This is a genomic window from Pedobacter sp. NO84, assembly GCF_059703915.1.
Genome location: NZ_AP046575.1, coordinates 1,296,943 through 1,317,784 on the forward strand (window position 1 = coordinate 1,296,943; position 20,842 = coordinate 1,317,784).

Below are 20,842 nucleotides of genomic sequence, written 5' to 3' on the forward strand. Positions count from 1 at the left end.
TATAATGAAGGCAATTTTAATAGATGACGAAATTTCCAACTTAGAAAACCTACAGGCTCTACTGGAAAAGCATTGTCCGCAGGTAGCTATAGTGGCAACCGCGCAAAATGTAAATGATGCGGTGGATGGTATTGGAAAATATTTCCCCCATTTAGTGTTTCTGGATATTCAAATGGGCGAGCAGACCGGCTTTGATGTGCTCAAACTGCTTCCGGAGCGTAATTTCGAAGTTATCTTTGTTACTGCCTATGACCAATATGGCATACAAGCTGTAAAGTTTGCGGCCTTAGATTATCTTTTAAAACCAATTGATATTGAAGAATTGATAATTGCGGTAAATAAAGCCGAGTATAAACTTGCAACACAAAGACAGACTTCCCAGCTCGATTTTTTACTGCAACAACTAAAAAAGCCAGAAACGAACCTTAATAAAATAGCCCTACAGATGCAGAGCGAAATAAGGTATGTTATTTTATCGGAAATTATACGTTGCGAAGCAGACAATAGTTATACGTATTTTTTTCTGGCGAATAGCGAGAAAATATTGGTTTCTAAATCGTTGAAGGAATATGCGGATTTACTACGTCCCAACGGATTTTTAAGAACTCATCAAAGCCATCTGGTAAATCCAAAATATGTAAAAAGCTGGTTAAAGGAAGACGGCGGTATTCTACTCTTAACGTCCGGAGAAAAAATCCCTGTCTCTAAACCAAACAAGGAAACGGTTAAACAAGCGTTGCAACGTCTATAGTAATATAGTAGTTTTATTTAGCATTTGGAATTGCCCGAGCTCCAGTAGAGATGGTTTTCTGCTTTTGGATAATTGTGATCCTTTTACTATCGATGGCAATGACATCTACCCATGTTTTTTTCTCTTGAATTAATTTAAACAACCTCTAAAAATAAGCGAAGTCCAACTGCCCGCCTTTATGGTAAGAAATTCTACCTGAGGGAAATTTGTGGGTAGAACCGATGAGAGGCTATTTTCCTATCAATGTCAGTGCTTTTTCTAATTGGGGATCATGCCCGGCATTAATTGCTTTAGGATCAAACGGCACAAGATAATCAGGCGTGATACCCCAGATCGGCTGTTCGCCATTTGGCATTTTAAATGCGCTTGTAGACATGCCAATGGTCATAAAATCACCCAAGTCTGTCTTGATTGTGGTAAAGCCTTTACCGTTCAAATTAGCTAATAGCCTACTTCCTGTTATCCCTCCACCAGTAGCTGTACCCACGGTAATTGCTCCAGGCAAAGCGTGAAGTGCGGCAGTAACCACCTCCCCTGCGCTAAATGTTAGAATATCCGTAAGAATAATAATTGGAACCCTAATGGTTTTTGCCCCTTCCACTGGATTAATATAGGTGTTATTCCAAGGTGTGTAGTCAAGTCTACCGGTTCCGTTTTTATAACGCACCTGACCTATCAACAGTGGTTTTTCGATCATTATAGAGGCTAAGAGATTGGCATCTGTACCATAACCGCCTCCGTTTCCTCTCATATCAATAATCACGCCCTTGAGCTGGGTATCATTCTTCAAAGCATTGCTGAATGAATTGAATGCAGTTTTAAATGCATTTGGAGCAGGATCTGTCAGTGCCGAGCTAAACACTTCTCCATTGAAGCCTAAATATAAGATATGTTGGTTAATTGTTCCTCCAAGCACCTGCAACTCTCCTAGAACCTTATCGCTGTATATTCCTGAGGTACTACCGGCATCAAGATAATTTGCAGCATCCAATCCATAATAAGTGAAACTAAAATATTCGGGAGTACGCTGTGATTCACCAATCAATACGTTAGGATTTCGCAAACTGATGTCCTGCTCATACCTTGGGTCTACACTTTCATTTGCTATCGCAGTAGCATTAAAACTGATAAATAAATGTCCATCAACATTATTGGTAAGCATTTCATTGAAGTACTGGACAGATTTTCGCTGATCATCTTCGTTATGGATATCCAATTTTGCAAAAAGGGGCTGGTAATGTGCGTACACACCATCCCAATCGGTTGGATCACTGTCCCAAAACTGGTAATTAGAATTTAGGGTATTCCAAAAACGATCAAAAACATCGCTAAAGGAACTAGCGTAGCCGGATTCTGGATCCCTCACCACGGGCATTTCTTTTCTACAACCAAGGGTGCAGGCTGCGATAGACAAAAGCACTGTCAAAGTTATTGGGATCAATTTTTGGGAACGCATAGTTTGAAAGGTAAAAATTTAATGAAACACTAATTAGCGAAAGTTATACAAGCAACCCACTGTGATAGCAGTAGTGATATTATATTTTGGGATCTGGTTCAACATGTAATTTTTTTGCTGATCGGTTAGGTCCCCATAGTAACGATACTCGCTTAGCACAGTCAGTTTGGTATTCAATTTGTAAGTCAATCCGCCGCCAGCGAGCCAGCCAAACTGTAGTCGTCTGTCTCTTGTGCTATTAAATTCATACTTTCCATCCACTTCTTGGATAGAATAAACGGGAACTTGATAGTCTGCCTGATTATATGTATCAGCAAGGGAACCTTTGATTTTTCCAGACAACCAATAGGAAACATAGCCGCCTAGAGATACAAAACCTCTCAGTTTACTGCCCCCAAAACTAAATTGTGCCATCACCGGAAGTTGTACGTAATTATAACGGCTGGTGAGTTTGGTAGGTTGAGTTGTTTGAAGAGTTTGCCCTAGCGAAAAACTCTTTTGTATGAGACCCGGTTCTGCTTGTAAAGCAAACCAGTCGTTAATTGCGAATTGCAGGGGTGCGGAAACTATATAGCTACCTTCCTTTTTATAATAATTGTTAAAATATTGCCCAATATTGGTGTAAAACTCATTGTGCGTATACCCTGTATTTAACCCTAAAGAAAGCTGGGATTTCGCGCTTATAGAAAATAAAGAACCGAGAAGAATTAAGATAAATTTTCTAGTCGTTTTAAACTGGAAATCATAGTTTATTTTAGTCACAATGGATTTTGGATTGGTTAAATACAAAAGTAAATCGCTCTGTATGAATTCGCAATCCCCCAAATTGCGGTATTTTTCCGCATTTAGAATATGGCTAACTTAATTGGCTTTTGTAAAATTAACTCCATTAGCTGTTGTTTATCTCCTGTGGTATAACAACATTTCTCTCCTTTTCAAGAATTTTCATTTTTTGCTCCTACTGGGAGAGGGCAATCCCCAACTAAAACAACAACTTCTCTATGCTATCGCGATAAGTTCTGCCCACTGGAACCGCCAAGCCATTAACTTCGAGCATTTCGGAAGTAAAAGCAGTTATTTTTTCGATAGCCACAATAAAAGAGCGATGAACACGCACAAATAGAGGAGATGGCAACAGGACTTCTATCTCTTGAGTACCCATCTTTACCTGATAGGTTTGCTTAGTGGTAACGATCTTTACATACTCTCTCTGACTTTCAATATAAAGGATATCTGCAAAGCAGATTTTTACTTTTTTGTGCTGAACGTTTAGGAACAGAAATTCCTTTGTTTGCTCAAGAGGATCTTTGATCCGGTTAACTGCTTGCAGAAAACGTTCAAACGCAAAAGGTTTCATTAGGTAATCGGTTACTTTTAGTTCGAAACTGTCAACGGCATATTGATGATAGGCCGTAGTAACAATTACAGCTGGCGGATGCGCTAACGCCCGCAAAAAAGTAATGCCTTTTAATTTAGGCAAATGAATATCCAGAAACATCAAATCTGTTTGGTTATGCTTAAGATAGGTGGCTGCAAGGAGCGCATCTTTGAAAGTGCCCATCAGCCGCAGAAATGGCAATTGTGCCACATATTCTGTAAGCACCTTTGCCGCAAGTGGCTCATCCTCTACAATAATGCATTTGATTTCAGACATGGCTTGCCAAATTAATTTTTAAGGTAGCAGCAAATTCTGTAGGTTCTTGCTTAAGCATAAGGCTGTAATCGCTGTATTGCAGCTCCAATTGACGCCGAAGGTTAGATAGGCCTATGTTTTCGCGAACAGCGGCCTCAACTTCAGTAGGTTCGGTTGAGTTCTTGACTACAAAAACAAGTTGTCTTTTGCCCACAGAAAGATGAATAGTAGCAAAAGGATTCTCTCTTGTTTCAGAAACGCCATGCTTAAAGGCGTTTTCTACCAGGGGTATGAGCAACAATGGCGGGATGGCTTGTTTCATATCCTCAATATCGTAATTAAAGTTGATCCGAAGCGTATCATCGTAACGCAGTTTTTCCAGTTCCAAATATTCACTAATAATTTTTATTTCGTTTTCGATGGCAATAAAATCACCAGCGGTTTCATAGAGCATAAAGCGCAGCATGCCAGAGAGACGCAGGATGGATTGAGGCGCCAAATCGCTTTTATCGCGGGCAAGCACATAAATATTGTTGAGCGTATTGAACAGAAAATGAGGGTTGGTCTGCGCTCGTAAATAGTTCAGCTCGGCTTCCCTTTTTTCGAGTTGTAATTGCTGTGCCGATAATTTTAGCTGTTGGTGATTATAACGATACTTCAACATTCCGAAAAAGAAAACGGATAAGAGGCCGTGCGGCACAATATAGCCGGTACCTTGCTTTATGGATTTGAACTCTATCAATGCCGTGTAGATGTGCAGCTCTATTCCGAAAAAACGCCAAGCGTAAAGACCAAAAGAGAACAGCAACAATAAACAACAACATATAAATAGCCACCAAAGTGCCCTTGAAAAAGCATGGCGTTTTTGTCTTAAAAACGATAGAACGTGTTCAAAAAACAGAAAATTAATTACGGCGATATAAAGACTTAACCACAAATTGTTAAACAGTCTTGGCCACATTGAACCTGGCCCATTGGTAGTATCAATAACTAGCCAAAGAAGCAAATATGCTAAGGTGGTTTGTACATAAAACCTGAATAGTGATTTGTTGATCCCGATCTGCATAAGTTGAAATGTAAAATTAGGTATTTCCGCTCAAATGCAGTTGACGCATTTCTGTTGTTCATAGACCAATTTCTGCTGTCTGTTGACCAGCGAATCATCCAATGGTTTAAATCATTAACCTTGTCTCAAATAGCAAATCAAAAGCATGGATCTATCTTTAAAATCTTCTAGCCGTATTGCTGGATTTCTCTATCTGGTAATTATTGTCGCTGGTATGTTCAGTGTGTTGTTTGTTCGCGATCGGCTAATCGTACCTGGAGATCCGGCATCAACAGCACTTCAATTGATCACTCATGAGAGCTTATGGCGAGCGGGGATGGCCAGCGATCTGGTGATGCACCTTTGCGATATTCCCGTTATGCTCTTTGTTTTTGTGTTGTTGCGACCAACCCATTTCCGTACTGCTCTGTTGGCACTACTTTTTAATCTCGTCCAAACTGCGGTATTGGTAGCAAATAAGCTAAACCTTGTAGCGGCATTATTGCCTTTATTGGGCAATGGTTATCTAAAGACTGTCAATCCACAATATTTATACACCCAAAGTTACTTAGCTATCCGTTTGCACGACATTGGTTTTGGCATTGGTCTCTTATTTTTCGGCGTTACCTGTATCCTTAACGGTTTCCTCATCCAACGCTCAGGTTATCTCCCAAAAACCATTGGCATCCTGCTGCAACTGGCAGGATTTTGCTATCTAACCAGCAATTTTATGTTATTGTTGTTGCCTTCTGTGGCCTCGCAGATAGGACTTTGGCTAATGGTACCTTGTTTCTTCGCAGAACTATCCTTCGCCTTTTGGCTGCTATTTAAGGGTGTAAATGTTGAAAAATGGAAACTTAAACAATCTTGAAATGGAAAAAATAATTCAATTCGGCGAAAAGGTCGAAGGCTTTGATATCCCAGTCCTCAATGAACGGGAAATTCGCGCAGCAGCAGGGATTTTATTTTTGGTAATCTTTACTGCTTATTTGCTAATTATACTTAATGGCGATTTTGTGCTTGCCAAATATGCAATCACGCTGTTCTTCACAGACTTCGTGATCCGTGTTTTTGTGAGTCCTCGTTTCTCACCAGCGCTAATCATAGGTAGGCTGATTGTGCGCAACCAAGTACCCGAATATGTTGGTGCTAAGCAAAAAAGATTTGCCTGGATCATTGGGGTAATCCTCTCTTTAACGATGCTTATTTTTATGGTTATCGTTAACTCATTTAGTCCAATTACAGGAATAGTATGCTTGCTATGCATGGTTTTTCTGTTTTTCGAATCTGCTTTCGGGATTTGTTTGGCCTGTAAAATTTATGCAGCAGTTTATAAAACAAAAGTGCAATATTGTCCAGGTGAAGTATGTACAATAAAAGATAGACAAGACATCCAGAAGACTTCGATTACACAACTCTTTATTGTTGCACTATTTATCGGTTACATCTTTTTAATCGTTTACTTTTTTAATGCCAATTTTAGGCAAAAGCCCTATGACATGTTTGGAATGTTCGGACCTACAAACAGAGAAATCAAAAACAAATGACTCTGGAAGCATACTTTTCCGTTTTCAGGGATCAGATCATTGGCAGGGAACAGACCTTTCATTCACCGTATGGTGAAAAAAAGATTTTGTATGCAGATTGGACCGCCAGTGGGCGTGCCTACGGACCGATAGAAAATTTTCTTCAAACCAATATCTTGCCTTATGCCGCCAATACTCATACCAGTTTAACCTATACTAGCAATGTAATTTCTTCGGCTTATGAAGAAGCGAAGTTGACGATAAAGGCACACGTTAATGCAAACAAAAGTGATGCGCTCATTTTTTGCGGAAGCGGCATGACTGCAGCAGTTAATAAATTGCAAAGAATCCTTGGCATCCGCATTTCAGAACGATTAAACGAATACATGAAGGCGGGCACGATGCTCGCCGAGATCGATGAAGTTTTGCGGCCAGTAGTTTTTGTTTCTGATATGGAACACCATAGCAACCATACGAGTTGGTTAGAAACTATCGCTACTGTAGAAATAATAGGTAGTGATCCCCGTGGTAATATAGATTTGGCGCATTTAAGTCAACTTTTAGGGCGATATCAGCACCGTCTCCATAAAATAGCCGCAATAACAGCATGTTCAAATGTAACGGGAATTGAAACGCCTTACCATAAGATCGCAAAGATGATCCACAGAGAAGGTGGTTGGTGCTTTGTAGACTTTGCCTGTTCAGCGCCGTATGTAGACATTAATATGCATCCCGCTCGGAAGGAGGAGCAACTTGACGCGATATATTTTTCTATGCATAAGTTCCTTGGTGGACCTGGCACTCCTGGTGTACTAATCTTCAACCGCGAGCTTTACACCAATAAAGTGCCCGATCAACCAGGTGGTGGAACAATCGCGTACAGTAATCCTTGGAACACTCACCATTATGTGCAAGACATAGAAATGCGTGAAGATGGGGGCACACCGCCCATATTGCAAGGAATTAAAGCTGCACTATGTATTAAATTGAAAGAAGCCATGGGTACATGTCGTATCCGTCAAAGAGAAAAAGAATTATTGGCCATCTGTTTTAACCGTTTTAAACAGATACAAAACGTGGTTGTGCTTGCATTAGGCATAACCAACAGATTGAGTATAGTTTCATTTTTGATCAAAGATGCCCATTATAACCTGATCGTTAAATTACTAAACGATCGTTTTGGTATTCAAACACGTGGTGGATGTTCCTGTGCCAGTACTTATGGTCATCGGCTCTTAAAAGTATCAGAAAGAAAGTCGAATGCAATATGGAGATCAATCAGTTTGGGTAATCTATCAGCCAAGCCGGGATGGATTAGACTCTCATTTCATCCAACGATGACTGATGCGGAGGTTAACTTTATTATGGATGCGATTGAGGAAACTGCAATCCATTTTAGCGAATGGGCCAAAGATTATCGGTACGATCCTTCTAGCAACGAATTTTATTTCGGCAGTGCCGAAGAAGTCTTCATTAATTAGCTATAATTTTAAATTCAGTTCGTCTATTTTGCTCGTGTTGTGCTTCTATGCAATTAACTCCATCTTTGCAGCCATTGAGCAACCTTGTTTCACCATATCCCCTAGGGATTAACCTATTGCCACTAATACCCTGTTTTTGAAGATAATTAACTACTTCCTGTGCCCGGCGTTGACTTAGCAATAGATTTTTTGCCGCATCACCCCTACTATCAGAATGTGATAAGATTTCTATTCTAAGGCTTGGATTATCCATTAAAAATAATACCAATTTATCCAGATCAGACGAAGCTTCACCATTAAGGGTTATACTGCCTGTATGGTAATAGATATTAGGTAAAGCGATAATAGTGTTTTCCTTGGCTTCATCAACCCCCAATAAAAGTTTTATAGATAAGGTGGTAGATCTGTTCAATCCTTTGGTACTTAATGCATTAATATCAGAGATGTAATTGTTCTTTTTGGCAGAAATAATATAGTCGCTTCCACCACTTAACTGGATGTTAAAAGTACCATCTGGGTTGTTTTGATAGGCATCTTTAGTTCCAGTTGTTTGATTTAAAACTTGAATAAACGCACTTGCAGTAGGCTTATGTGTACTTTTTTCTTCAACGATACCCACCAAGGTAAATCTAGGGTCGTTATGGGTAAGCAGTACTACTAACGCTGGGTCGCTACCCTCAAAATTGCTACTTTGAACAGAGCTGGTGTTGGTAGAAATAGTATTTAAGGTTCCTTTAATTTCATAGTTATCTGCAGGTACGTCTTTAAAAACTATAGTTCCAGTGGCATCAGAAACTGATTTAAATTCGCCATTAGCACCTTTTACTACAACAGTTGCACCCGTTAGTGCCAATCCTGTTTGCTCATCCACGACCTTGATCAGAAGGTCCTTTTTTCTCACCGTGGCCTCAACCGTTGCAATCACTACAGGCGTTTGTTTACGTTCGGTTATTATCGGCGCCGCCTTGCTTTTCTTTCCGATACTAAGCCCAATGCCAACAGTATAATAGAAATGATCATTTACTTGGTCTGTAGCGGCTACCCGATATTGCATATTGGTAAGTAAGAATGCTTCGTTAAATAGATGAAATTGTACACCTAAACCGATAGGCAGATAAATCCCGTTTTTTTTGGTGTATCGAGAAAACCCGACGCCACCAAAAATATAGGGTGCAACAGGTTTCTCATCATTAAATAGCTTCGCGTTTATCCCTGCATTAAGATCCAACAAAAACTTACTGCTTCCGTTTGTAGTTCCATCGTTAAAAAGATAGTCTACCCCACTCCCATCCACTGTGGCAACAAAGTCGATGGTTTTGGATACACCTCTTAAATAATTAATGCCTAAGCCTAATTGCATGTTCCGAAAACTACTCCAATTACCATTTTTTAATACGCTATTTAACGAGGTGGCCTTAATTTGCTGTGCGGTTTTAAAATCGTAATAGAATAAATGGAAGGCCAATGATGATGGCTTTTTAAGGTTATTTTCCTGAGCGCCGAGGCTTAAGAACGAAATACAAAAATATCCGAATAAAATAATCTTCTTCATTAGGTTTAATTTTCGGTAGCGTGAAGTTGTTTGCCTGGTGTTTTTGTCCTTATGATATTGAATATGGCAGGCTCACTTCTGCCCTGTACGGTTTGGTCCAATCCCGGTATTGGCATCCCATTTTTATCTATGGTTTGTATGGTCCATATAAACCGTTTGTTGGCTGTACTATCAAGCATTGGCAGGTTCGGACGCCATATATACTGGGTCATGCCTTTTGTTACAACATCGTTTAATAGGGGTCTATTGCCCCTAAAAGCTTGCAAAGGTGTTTGTCCGGGCAAGATTTCAAAGACCTGTACCCTATAGATGGGTAATTCTGGTGTGCCCGGAACCAAAGATGTCCATCTAAAAACAATGGTATTCTGCGCAATTCTAGCATCCAGGTTAGCTTCATTTTGCGGTGATGTTAACAGGGGCAACTGATAAGAAGTGATAAAGAAAGGTTTGGTTTGTTTGGCTCGAACTACATCACCTGCGGTATTCAGTACCTCCACTGTTAATTGATACTGGCCGGCTGCAAGTCTTCCTGTTCGCTCTAACAGCGTTTTTGCACTTCCAAATAGGGCTAGGTTTTCCAGTTGTAATACATCAGCTATGCTAAATTGGTTTGCGCCATCCCTTAACCTATAAATTCTAGCCGAACTCGTGTTTGAAATGGCCAATATCGTCCCACTTTCATCAATTAATGTAGTTCTAAGTTTAATGTTCGGGTCAGCAGCTATCGGGCCTTGCATAAAACTAATGATCAATTGACCATTAATTGGATTTGCCCACTCGCTTGGCCAGGGTTGGGGTCTATTGGACAAGGCTAGGTTTACGTTAATTTGTGCGCTTGCGGTTAATACCGTCGAAATTAGTACAAGCATGATCAACTGTTTTTTCATTTTATCTTTCAATTAAAATCTATACTGTAAACCTGTTCTTAGCGTACTTTCTAAATAAGTGGGATAACCTGCTATTGCTGGTGTTACTGAACTTCCTGGTAATTCGGTACCGTACTGATATAAATTAGCTGTAAAAGAAAATTGCCAGGTTAATTTTTTATAAAGTTCCCAATCAAACCCTGTAGTGGCCAATAAATTTCTGTTTGCCGAAAAAGGTGATAAAGTACTGAGGCTATATTGTAACTGACCCTTTAAGCTAAATTTATCTTTTGGTTTATAGGTCATTCCGGCGGTAGCGCTCAATAGCGTAAGCTCTAAAGAAGGGGCTTTGTTACTGAACCACATTAAACTAAAATCTGGACTGATCTTCTTTTCAAAAAATGTAGGCACATATAGAATCAGCGCAGTTTGGGTATTGTTATGTGAAGTGGTTAGGGGTGGTAACAGTACGGTTTCATCGTACTTGCTTTGGGTATAGGTTGCACTAATCAAATGACTCATTTTTGCATTATTCCATGTATAGGATGGATTAATGCTCAACTCGTTGCTTACACTTTTATATCCTGAAATACTTGCCGCACTAAATCCGAAGTTGTTGAAACTCGTATTAAGACTAAACCTATCCGTAAATTGCGTAAGTACATTTACATTGGCAATCAGCTGCTTTGTAGTGTTAGGGCCCGACACTTTACTCAAATTGCCAAAACGTTGCCCTAAACTTGCCACTACGTTGATTTTCTTTTTCCAAGCATTAAACCTTGTATTGGCGAGATATTCTACCTTATCATTATTCATATATGGATAGCCCGCAGTATAATATCCTGCGCCGTAATAATTAAGTTTAGCCCCAACCTCCCAATCTGATCCCTTTTTTGTCAAGCCAAGCATAACTGCATTGTCTTTGTTAGAAGAAGTACGCGCATTAGCAAAAGGTTTAAAGTCGGCTATCAAGAGATTAGAATAAGGTGTATTTAAATTTCTGGTAAAGAAACTTTGACCTAATTCTACGTGATACTTCCATCCATTCGTTGTTTCTACTTTAGCCAAAAAACTAACCACTACATTTTCTTGGGGATCTATAGGCGTTAGTGGCGGGGAGGCAACAGAGGTTCTTGAATCTGATGATTTGACGAAATTGAAACCCACAAAATACTTTCCCTCGCTTTCTAAACCCAGTTGTGCCATCCACTGATTGCGTTTATAGGCCCCAATAATGCCATTAGGCGGAGAAAGTATGGCCGACATGTAATCTATCGGTCGTTGTGAAGCACCGCTGAATAGTTTAAGTCTAAATTTACCTGGAGACAGATTTACTCCAAGCCCAAATATCCCTATATCGCCGGTGCTGAGGTCGCTATATTGAAGTGTTTGTGTTCCCAATAAAATCTCGGTGCTGCCTACCTTTGGCCTAATGCCAAAATTATTGGCTGGATTGGTTATAAATTGCCAGATATCCTGTTTGCCGCCTGTAGTTGGAGTGGTGAAATTAGTTGCCATAGCGCTAAAATTAAAGTTTAGGGGTATGCTCCATTTGCCGACCGAAAATGTGGGATTAAAAGAGTATCTCACCAAATTCCAAGGCCTACGTGATGCATAAAAATCCGGAATCGGCTGATTTGGGTTTTTGTCTAATCCATAGCCTTCGTACCAAATGCCCAAATCACCACTTAATTTGATTCGCGTGGAAACTTGTTGGGCATTTACATTTAGTGCAACTAACAAAAACAGAACAGTACTAACTTTGAGCAGGTTTTTCATTTACGTTTTATACTTTTTGACCGGTAATACCTATTGAATAAGAATAGGAGCGTTTATTTTCTGCAATCACTTATATCGATAGTGTATATGCAGGGTGAACATTTCTGATCGCCGCATGTGGCATTCAATGTAACCGTGTATTGTCCGTTTTCTAAAGGCGTAAACGTATCAGTAATTGTACTGCCTCCACTTCCTCGTTTAATTATCTTTCCATTTTTACTGATTTCCCAACTGGTTTTTGCCCTACAGTTTTCGTTAGAGCCCACACATTGGAAATTACCGGTAAACTGAAAGGGTTTGTGACAATTCCAATTAATCCTAGATCCACACTCATAGGCTGTTCTCGATATAACTAGGGGTTTCCATGTGCCACAGCTGCATCTATTTGAAGTTCCAACAAAGGTTGAAACTTTACTGCTTACCGTATTTCCCCATTTGTCAAATATTGAAACCACCCATGCATATTTTTGTCCATTTTTAAAAGCAGGAGCTGATGGTGGATAGTTGAATTCTAAGGTGCTGTCTCTTTCAAAAATGGGCTTATTGGTACGGATATATGGAGTATCTCTCTCAAAAATAGGTTTATTTGTCCGAAATGCATTTTCTGGTGATTCGTTTCCCTTTAATTCAACAATTGTAAGTTTGTAAACAACAGATTCTGGAGAGCTAGTTCCAGATGTTGTCCATTTAAATTTCGGACTTTCTCCATCCCCAAACGTTCCTCCATATGTAGGGCTAACAGCGGACAGCTTGGGAACCTCGTTTTTTGCGGTTTTAAAATTAAAACTAAAGGTATCACTGGTTCCATTGTTACCACCAATGGGCTTTCCTTCCCTATTAATCATTTGTACGTTCCATGCATATTTTTTGCCTGTAACGAACGGTTTGGTAGCGATTATCCAATTTCCACTGTCTTTTTCGAAAATGGGTTTATTTGTTCGGAGCAAACAGCAACTATCTTTTTCAAAAATGGGCTTGTTGCCACGGAATGCCTGTTCTGGAGATTGATCGCCAATGATTTCAACAATTTTTAGCCTATATCCTACTGGTACATCACCTTGTGGGTTTCCCGTGGTCCACGAAAAACGCTGAGTTTGGGTTCCCGTTATGGTATTGCCATTAGATGGAGATAAAAGTTTTAAGGTCCCGTTATTTACGGTTGTGGCACCCTGATATCTGAAGCCAAAGGTTTCGCTAGTTCCATTATTTTCGCCAATGGGTTTCCCCTCTCTGTTCAGTGCTTGTACGTTCCACACAAAATCGCATAAATATGGTGGCTTGCATGGTCCGGTAAGGATGCCAGTTACCATGGCCTGGCTGAGGTTGTCTACATCTTTGGTAATGATAGGTTGGTTTACCGATCGTGCTTGGGTACCATTTTGTCCTTGCATAAGTTGCCAAACCCTTAAACGGTAGGTTACAGGCTCTTGAGGACGAGGGATGAGTGGTGTCCAGCGAAAAGTAATTGGTTTAACTACATCTGTTTCTCCAAATACATGGCTTGCTAATGGCAAAATGAGTTGAGGCGACTGATAGGTTTGTTGCTCATTTCCTCGAATGGTAAATGCCCTTACTTTTTCTTCACTAAAAGCGATGGTTTTGCCGTTGCTATAGCCAAAAAACTGTACACTCAATTCATAATCGCCCGGTGGCAAAATACAACCTTGACCCAGCAAGGCCACGGCATTAGTACCGCTCCAAACTTTCACAATGGTGTTAAAATTAGATGCAGGAGCAGAACTTGAAGTATAAGAACCACATATTTTAGCACCTCCTTTTTTAATGATCACCAGTATTTTGCTTTCCTGTACAAAGCCCTCTACCCTTCCGTTCACGGCTTTGGTATTGGCAGAAATATTTAATAACGCTGTACCACTCCCCCAATTTGCAGTGTTGGCATCGGGATTAGATGGCAAAGAAATAGTGATGCTAGTAATTGGGTTGGTTTGTGCAGCAGCCTGCAGGCCTACTATAACCAAAAAGAACATGATGAATTTTCTCATTACATTGCTGATTTAGAACCGTTAATTGTCTGAATTAAAATGAATTACTTACGTTAAAATAAGTTCAGTTAAATAAAGAGACAACCCACAGCGTGTAACCATGCCGTACAATTGTGTGTTAACGTCCAATGGATTAGTTTACGGTAAAACTTTAGGAATGTTTTGCCATGCGCCAAGCATCGTGCAATGCCATAGGTATGAGGAGGGTAATTTTATTTCCTGGATTTTTTTTGCTTTTAAATGCGGGCTCCATGGTAATGATGAGTGGTTGTGAACCAAATCCACAAAGGGCCTGGATCCGTTTTTTTATCAACTCCATCCCCCTGCTTTTATGGGTGCTGCCCCCTTTTAGGGCATTGCTATTAATTAATCCGATACCATTATCGATAATTACAATTAATAAACTTTCATCCTTGCGCTTAAAATTAAGCGTTATTTTGCCGCCAATAGGCGATGGCATTATCCCGTGGAGCAAAGCATTTTCTAAAAGTGGCTGTAAGATCATGGTAGGGATCATCCAGTCTTCTACATCCACGTCTTTATCTATTTTTACCTGGAAGTTAAACCGATCATCGAAGCGCATTTGCTCAAGATTGAGGTATAATTTTATGTTTTCTATTTCTTCTTCCAAAGGAATAAAAGATTGCTGTGAGGCTTCGAAATTCTTTCTGATCAGCGAGGCAAAATCACTCAGGTAACGATTGGCATTTTGTCTATCCTGAACATTTATGTAATGCTGGATGCTATTTAACGCATTAAAAATGAAATGGGGATTCATTAAAGAGGTAAAGGCCTGCTGTTCTAAAGCGGCCGTTTGTACTGCGACCAGTTTTTTGGATAACCGGGCTTCTTTCAACTTTTTTTGTCGCTTGTTAATCAAATAAATAAGCAAAAGCTGAAGGATTAATCCACATCCACACCAAAACCAGACGGTTTTCCAGAATGGCGTGGCAACATTAAATTTGATATTGAGGATAAGCTTACTTATGTTTCCGCTCACATCAACCGCCCTGATCTGAAGCAGGTGTTGGCCGCTATTGAGCTGAACAGTAAGCGTGTTTTCGTCTAAATTAATCCAGTTCTTATTTTTATCCAACGTATATTGAAAGTTTTTGAAATGACCTGTAAGATCTATGCCCGCAAATTTCATTTGCACATTTTGCTGGTAGTATTTTAGGTCGTAATACTTGGATAAAATAGTATCCCGCTGGTTAACGCTCATGTGAACCAAATGGGTAGGAATATCAAACTTAGGCAAGACAAAATTCCCAGGAATGATAGAAATACCATTACTTGTGGCTGCATATATATGATTGTCTTGATAGATCATTTCCTGGATATCGTTACTTGCCAGGCCATCATTTGTAGTTAGGTTACTGGTGGTATAACGCAACTTGGTATCTTTTAATTGATAGTTAAGTACGTTAATTCCCTGAGGTGTTGCTGCCCATAATTGTCCTTTTCTTGGGGAGATGAGATTTCGGTATTCGCCATTATAAATATTGCTGTTTATGTTTACCAATGGCAATATTTTATCCTCCTTTAGGGCCATAATGCCGTTGCCCGACATACTTACCCATAATATATTGTCTTCCGTGAAGCAAAGCGCGGTTATCTTGTCGTTAAGTGCATCATTTATATATCCTAACGATTTGTAGGTATCCTTTACCATATCATATTTATAGAGGCCGTTGAGCGAGCCGAAATACACAAAACGCTTATCTTTTTTAACAAGTGCTGTAATACGAATCCTCTTTGGATTTAGGAATTTGACATGCTTTGTTCTTGTATTAATGGCATCCAGTCCGTAATGCGTACCCACTAAAATTAAACTGTCATTGAATAGGATCGCTGTCTTGGATCTATGCGGTCTGTGGTCTGGCCGGATAACCCTATTTTTATAATTATAGAATGTTCCATCTTCTGAAAAAGTAAAGATATCGTTACCCGCCAAAAGTATTTTTCTCACCTTAGAGGTTACCATATTGGTGATAAGGTGGGATCTTGATCTCCCGTTTTTTGTTTCCAGCACTTCGCCGTAATAGTTGCCAGCCAGTATTGATCCGTCTTTTTTTCTGGCGATGCTTAAAAAATTGCTTCGCAGATAGTTTACAGGCATGCTTAGCGTTTGTAATGGCTTCTTTTTATACAACACCAATCCTCTATCGATAGTGGATATCCATTTATTTCCCTTGCTATCATCAAAGTACGAATTGGGCAGATAGTCGCCACTTAATATATCAGTTTGCTTAAGCGTATGTTTGTTATAAACATAGATTTTACCAGATACCCCTACAAAATACAAGCTTGTAGGAGTAAACAATAAAATTTTATAGGCTTCGGGAACGGTTAGGGAATCTGTTTTATATCGTATGGGTGTGGTTTTAAGATCAGAATATATTATACATTTGTTGAAGAGGTCAACTGTATAGAGCTTATCCTCATCGGTTGCCAGATACGAGAATTTGATCACTTTTTTTTTCAAGATGATACTACTATCAAGTATCTTCTTGTTTTTGATCTGATATATACCAAATGAGATGATGTTTTTCTTATCGTCTACTCTAGATCCCCACCTCAGTTCGGTTCCATCTTTATTTTTTCTGATGAATAAGGGTTCAAAACCTTTAGTTATAGCACCGTAAACGGTCATTTTCTTATCAACAAAAACGTAACTCCCGGCATTGTTAACATACATTATGCCCCCGTCGTTTAGGGAATATAAATACATATTCAGGGTACTTGTAATGCTTTTGAGGCTCTTTTTGTCTAATACCTCCACAAACCTATTTTGCACTTCATCAAAATAGGCGGGCTCTTGCTTAAAACAGTTTACCCAGATCCTGCCATTTTTTTCCATCGATATAGAAAGTACCTCATCTTCTGGGAGGCCATGTATTTTAGTATATACCTGAAAGCGCTTTCCATCGAACCGTGCCAGACCGGCATTGGTAGCCACCCATAAAAAGCCGTGATTGTCTTCTAAAGTTCTGTAAACATAATTGCTGGGCAAACCATCTTTAATGGTTAGTGAAGTATATTGTTGTTGGGAGTACCCTTTATCCCATAGTAATAGGAACAACAGAAGAACTAAGAACCACTTATTTGCTATTTTAAAAGGCAACATCCATCTGATTTGTTTACTTGTTTTTTCCGAACATAACCGTGGCAATTTTCATCTTTTCTAAAAACAGATCCAATTGTCTTCTGCTGATGCTCCATTGATTGCCATCGCTCATTTTTACTACCCCGCCGTCTATAGTGCTGTATTCTTTAATGTAACTGAGATTTACAATATAAGATTTATGGATCCTGGCAAATTGATTCTCGTCTAACAATTCTTCGAAATCTTTCAGCGTTTTGCTGATTACCAATTTTTGCATGTCTTTTAAATGGATAATTGTATAGTTACTATCTGCCTGTAAAGACACAATTTCATCAAGATCTATAAATCTGATACTTCCCAATTGGGGGACGGCTATTTTTTTCAGCGGAATCTTTTTGTCTACTGAGGCCAAAAGGTGTTTAATCAATAATTGGTTCTGCTCTGTTGCAAGTGGATTATCTAAAGACAATTGTAATTTTATGATCGCTTTTTGCAACTCACTGATATGCACTGGTTTGAGAATATAATCCACAGCACTAGCCTTAATAGCCTGGAGCGCATATTCATTATGGGCAGTAACAAAAATAACCTTGATGTTTTTTGAAGCTATACGTTCTAAAAACTGAAAGCCATCTTCACCAGGCATGGATATATCGAGAAAGATTACATCTGCACTATGGGATTTTAACCACTCTCTTGCCAACTTGGCACTGCGTGCTTTATACATAACTTCTACCCCATCGCAATCATTATGCAATAAAAACTCTAAACTCGCTAGATTTTTAACCTCATCATCAACAAGCAATGCTTTTAGCATATCGGAATATTATACTTAAATGTACACAATGTATTAACTATTCCATAGGGCTTTGCGTAACCGATGTTATTTGCTTATTGTAGGATAAAATGACTGAGTAAACGGTTAGATCTAACAGTGCATTTATTTTAGAGCCACACCGCTATCGCAATGCGGCTTTTTGCGTGAATTGAAATTATCCTTATGGATTTTTAATGTCTCAAATAATAATCATACAAATTTTGTAGATTAATTATTTATAATCATATTAGTAAAACCTCACAAACCTGCAAAAATGCTCAAAATAAAGCATAGTAAATTAATTGCTTTTATTCTACTGGTTCATTTAGTTGTCCCGATAAATTTTGCGTTGGCCCAGGTTAAAATAGCTATTCAAGGAAAAATTGTTAACGATAATAAGAATGGCCTTGCTGAAGCAACGGTACTGCTGCTAGATGAAAAAGAATCTCAGCTCGCAATGACCTTAAGCAATAATGAGGGGCAGTTTCAATTTTCTATAGCCGTGAAAGTTAAATATAAGTTAAAGGTTACGCATACTGGATTCAAGACCTATATCTCTGCCCTATTTGATCCCATTGTTAAAGATTTTGGTACAATTACCTTATTAAACGATACCAAGAATTTAAATGAAGTTGTGGTCGAGTCGAAACAAAATCCAGTTACCCTGGATGGCAATACCTTAGTTTTTAACGTATCCAAAACCATCAGTGCACAAGGTTCAAATGCGTTGGATGTACTTAAGAAAGCCCCCGGAGTATTCGTTGATAACAATGAATCTATCTCACTAAACGGAAAATCTGGTGCCATGATTTTATTGGATGGAAAGCAAACCTACCTGTCGAGTAAAGAAATTGCCGATCTCTTAAGATCGATGCCGTCTTCGCAAATAAAATCTATAGAAATTGTAACCAGTCCTTCAGCAAAATATGATGCTGCCGGAACTGCAGGCCTCATCAATATAAAGACCTCGAAATCAACCATAAAAGGCTTTAATGGAAATCTAACCACTGGATTAACCTATGGAGAATTAATTAAGCAAAATCAGGATTTGTCCTTTAATTATCGCAAAGATAAGGTGAATGTTTTTGGCAGTTACAATCATTTTATCGGAAATTATAAATATCTCTATGGGTCAGATCGGATGCAAGGTGGCTCCAATTATATCAGCGATACCGATGATACCGATAAAAGAAAGAAAATGGGGAGTAGATTGGGAATGGATTATAGCTTGGATGGTAAAAATACCCTCGGAATCCTACTTTCGGGCAATTTTATTTTTGGTGGCGGACTTACGGATACCCATACGCAACTCACGAACCTCCAACAAAATCTCGATGCCATAAACGATTATTATTATCAAAAGACCCAGCGCTACAATGCGAACGTAAATTATAAATATGAAGATACATTAGGGCATGTTTTTAACATTGATGCAGATTATGGTTATTATCAAAAAGACAATAAAAACCTTCAAAACAACCGCTATACCAATGTTCAACAACAACTATTAAACGAAAACATTTACCGCACCATTAATGGCGCAAGCATTGATCTAAATGCAATCAAAGTGGATTATGCCGCTAATTTATGGAAGGGAAAACTGGAAACTGGTGCTAAATACTCTTCGATCGCCACATTTAATGATTCGAAATTTTACCATGTACTCTCCACTTTAGAATCATTGGATGAACGAAAATCTAACCAATTTAACTTTAAAGAAGAAATTGCTTCGGCTTATACCAATTACAAAAAACCTATTGGAAATTGGGTAGTACAAGCTGGTTTAAGATTAGAGAATACGACGTCTAATGGCGCCTTATCTTATCAACTAAGCGGAGCTGAAAAGTCAGAAAATATTAAAAGAAGCTATATCAATCTTTTTCCTTCTGCAAGCGTATCTGTTAAATGGAATAAAAACCATAACCTATCCTTTGGTTATTCACGACGAATAGACCGTCCGGCTTACCAAGATCTCAATCCTTTTGTTTATTTACTGGACGAACTTTCTTTTTGGTCTGGCAATCCATTTTTAAAGCCTCAGTTAAGCCATCGTGTAAATCTGTTGTATGTGCATAAAAGCACTACCATCATTGGTCTTAATTACGCCTATACGACTAATTTTAAGGCTAATATCACAGATACGATCGATGTAAATAAAATTGTGCTTATTCCAAAGAACGTGGGCAGGCAACAAAATTATTCCTTAACGCTGACACAGCTCATAACACCCACAAAATGGTGGGATATTACATTAAACGGTACGCTTTACCGACTGCAGAACCAGATTGTATTTGATCAATATCGGAATTTTAACTTAACCCAAAACGCGGGTAGAATTAGCCTCCAACAAACATTTAAGCTCCCTTTTAAAGTTACGGGCGAGTTGTTTAACACCTATAATTCTAAGCGTTTAATTGGTGCAAATGAAGTAATGGATGCTACGCACACTCTTGATTTGGGATTACAGCGCAGCCTTCTAAGCAAAAGGGCTACATTGCGCTTAATTTATAGCGACATCTATAAGGGAAGCAAATCGAGTTCGCAACAAAATTTTGAAGGCTTTTACATGCGTAATTATGCCTATTATGAAACGAGACAGATCCGTTTAAATTTCTCTTATAAATTTGCGGATGCAACGGTAAAAGGGCCTCGTGCCAGAAATTCGGCCCTGGAAAATGAAAATGGAAGGATTAAATAGCTAGTATTTAGTTTGGAGTTTGTAGTATTCAGTTTTCAGTTGACTAATCTTCTAAGGTTTTAACCTGGTCTTCGAGAGCATCTGAATGACGAACTGGGGGTAAAACTGGGGCGTCTGAGATCTCTTAGG

The 20,842-nt window shown here is 39.0% G+C and carries 15 protein-coding genes; 5 read left to right on the forward strand and 10 right to left on the reverse strand.

Features of this window, described 5'->3' with window-relative positions:
• Positions 1 to 4 precede the first annotated feature (4 nt).
• The gene (locus AC6H0V_RS05685) at positions 5 to 751 is read left to right on the forward strand and encodes a LytR/AlgR family response regulator transcription factor (protein ID WP_497562747.1); all 747 of its coding nucleotides are present in this window, start codon (positions 5 to 7) and stop codon (positions 749 to 751) included.
• A 229-nt stretch (positions 752 to 980) separates the two neighbouring features.
• On the opposite strand, the gene AC6H0V_RS05690 is transcribed toward AC6H0V_RS05685, so the two are convergent.
• The 4 genes from AC6H0V_RS05690 to AC6H0V_RS05705 form a co-directional block, all read right to left on the reverse strand.
• On the reverse strand, positions 981 to 2,207 hold the full coding sequence (locus tag AC6H0V_RS05690) for a S41 family peptidase (protein WP_497562748.1): 1,227 nt from the start codon (positions 2,205 to 2,207) through the stop codon (positions 981 to 983).
• A gap of 33 nt (positions 2,208 to 2,240) precedes the next feature.
• Complete coding sequence (locus tag AC6H0V_RS05695; protein ID WP_497562749.1) at positions 2,241 to 2,969, reverse strand: porin family protein; 729 nt, start codon at positions 2,967 to 2,969, stop codon at positions 2,241 to 2,243.
• 220 nt (positions 2,970 to 3,189) lie between these two features.
• Positions 3,190 to 3,861, reverse strand: a complete 672-nt coding sequence (locus tag AC6H0V_RS05700) for a LytR/AlgR family response regulator transcription factor (protein ID WP_497562750.1) — start codon at positions 3,859 to 3,861, stop codon at positions 3,190 to 3,192.
• On the reverse strand, positions 3,854 to 4,906 hold the full coding sequence (locus tag AC6H0V_RS05705) for a sensor histidine kinase (RefSeq protein WP_497562751.1): 1,053 nt from the start codon (positions 4,904 to 4,906) through the stop codon (positions 3,854 to 3,856). The genes AC6H0V_RS05700 and AC6H0V_RS05705 overlap by 8 nt, the downstream gene beginning before the upstream one ends.
• Positions 4,907 to 5,051: 145 nt before the next feature.
• On the opposite strand from AC6H0V_RS05705, the gene AC6H0V_RS05710 reads away from it, so the two are divergent.
• Genes AC6H0V_RS05710 through AC6H0V_RS05720 form a run of 3 tightly spaced genes read left to right on the forward strand, consistent with a single transcriptional unit; the run spans position 5,052 to position 7,892 of the window.
• A complete protein-coding gene (locus tag AC6H0V_RS05710) occupies positions 5,052 to 5,756 on the forward strand; it encodes a DUF4386 domain-containing protein (RefSeq protein WP_497562752.1) in 705 nt (234 codons plus the stop codon).
• A 1-nt stretch (position 5,757) separates the two neighbouring features.
• On the forward strand, positions 5,758 to 6,432 hold the full coding sequence (locus AC6H0V_RS05715; protein ID WP_497562753.1) for a DUF4395 domain-containing protein: 675 nt from the start codon (positions 5,758 to 5,760) through the stop codon (positions 6,430 to 6,432).
• A complete protein-coding gene (locus AC6H0V_RS05720) occupies positions 6,429 to 7,892 on the forward strand; it encodes an aminotransferase class V-fold PLP-dependent enzyme (RefSeq protein ID WP_497562754.1) in 1,464 nt (487 codons plus the stop codon). Before AC6H0V_RS05715 ends, AC6H0V_RS05720 begins: the two co-directional genes overlap by 4 nt.
• Here the strand turns inward: AC6H0V_RS05720 and AC6H0V_RS05725 are convergent.
• From AC6H0V_RS05725 to AC6H0V_RS05750, 6 genes are all read right to left on the reverse strand, one after another.
• The gene (locus AC6H0V_RS05725) at positions 7,885 to 9,444 is read right to left on the reverse strand and encodes an OmpA family protein (protein ID WP_497562755.1); all 1,560 of its coding nucleotides are present in this window, start codon (positions 9,442 to 9,444) and stop codon (positions 7,885 to 7,887) included. The two genes, AC6H0V_RS05720 and AC6H0V_RS05725, sit on opposite strands and share 8 nt — an antisense overlap.
• Before the next feature lie 5 nt (positions 9,445 to 9,449).
• Positions 9,450 to 10,331 (reverse strand): hypothetical protein, encoded by an 882-nt coding sequence (locus AC6H0V_RS05730; RefSeq protein ID WP_497562756.1) that lies wholly within the window; start codon positions 10,329 to 10,331, stop codon positions 9,450 to 9,452.
• 12 nt (positions 10,332 to 10,343) lie between these two features.
• Positions 10,344 to 12,089, reverse strand: coding sequence for a hypothetical protein (locus AC6H0V_RS05735; RefSeq protein WP_497562757.1), 1,746 nt, complete (start codon positions 12,087 to 12,089; stop codon positions 10,344 to 10,346).
• A gap of 53 nt (positions 12,090 to 12,142) precedes the next feature.
• Positions 12,143 to 14,092 carry a hypothetical protein gene (locus AC6H0V_RS05740; protein ID WP_497562758.1) on the reverse strand — a complete coding sequence of 650 codons (1,950 nt, stop codon included), beginning with the start codon at positions 14,090 to 14,092 and terminating at the stop codon, positions 12,143 to 12,145.
• Between the two features lie 151 nt (positions 14,093 to 14,243).
• Positions 14,244 to 17,174: a sensor histidine kinase gene (locus AC6H0V_RS05745; protein WP_497562759.1), complete on the reverse strand. Its 2,931-nt coding sequence runs from the start codon at positions 17,172 to 17,174 to the stop codon at positions 14,244 to 14,246.
• A gap of 58 nt (positions 17,175 to 17,232) precedes the next feature.
• Positions 17,233 to 18,015 (reverse strand): LytR/AlgR family response regulator transcription factor, encoded by a 783-nt coding sequence (locus AC6H0V_RS05750; RefSeq protein ID WP_497562760.1) that lies wholly within the window; start codon positions 18,013 to 18,015, stop codon positions 17,233 to 17,235.
• A 274-nt stretch (positions 18,016 to 18,289) separates the two neighbouring features.
• On the opposite strand from AC6H0V_RS05750, the gene AC6H0V_RS05755 reads away from it, so the two are divergent.
• Positions 18,290 to 20,713, forward strand: coding sequence for a TonB-dependent receptor domain-containing protein (locus tag AC6H0V_RS05755; protein WP_497562761.1), 2,424 nt, complete (start codon positions 18,290 to 18,292; stop codon positions 20,711 to 20,713).
• Positions 20,714 to 20,842: the final 129 nt, after the last annotated feature.